The organism is Corallococcus sp. AB049A (genome assembly GCF_003668885.1).
Taxonomy (GTDB): Bacteria; Myxococcota; Myxococcia; order Myxococcales; family Myxococcaceae; genus Corallococcus; species Corallococcus interemptor.
Map to the genome: position 1 here is coordinate 1 of NZ_RAWL01001391.1, position 398 is coordinate 398.

A 398-nucleotide genomic window follows, 5' to 3' on the forward strand; every position below is an offset into this window, starting at 1 on the left:
GTCCTGGAAGATCAGCATCAGCACCGCCGTGGCCGCGCCCAGGCCGGTGACCAGATAGCGCAGGTCGACGCCCGCCAGGGTAGCGACGATCGACAGGCCGGCGATCACGAAGAGGACGATCTTGGCGACCTGCAGGTAGCCCTTGATCGGCTTGTTGCGTGCCTCGGGACGGCGCTCGTACAGATCGTTGGCCGCATCCAGCGCATGCGAGATGGCCAGCACCACGGTCAGGATCGCCCACGCCTGGCAGGCGCCGATGATGAAGCTGACCAGGCCCGGCGGCAGGTCCGGCACGATGCGGATGCCCGAGGCGATCACTTGGCTGGTCACCACGTTCGACAGGCGCGAGATCACCCGCATCAGGTGGCTGCCGCGGCCAGTGTCAGCGCCTGTCTCTT

At 67.1% G+C, this 398-nt stretch carries 1 pseudogene; it reads right to left on the reverse strand.

The features are described from left to right. Positions 1–360 (reverse strand): annotated as a pseudogene (locus D7X55_RS47295) (mechanosensitive ion channel family protein); the annotation flags it as partial. Between the last annotated feature and the right edge of the window lie 38 nt (positions 361–398).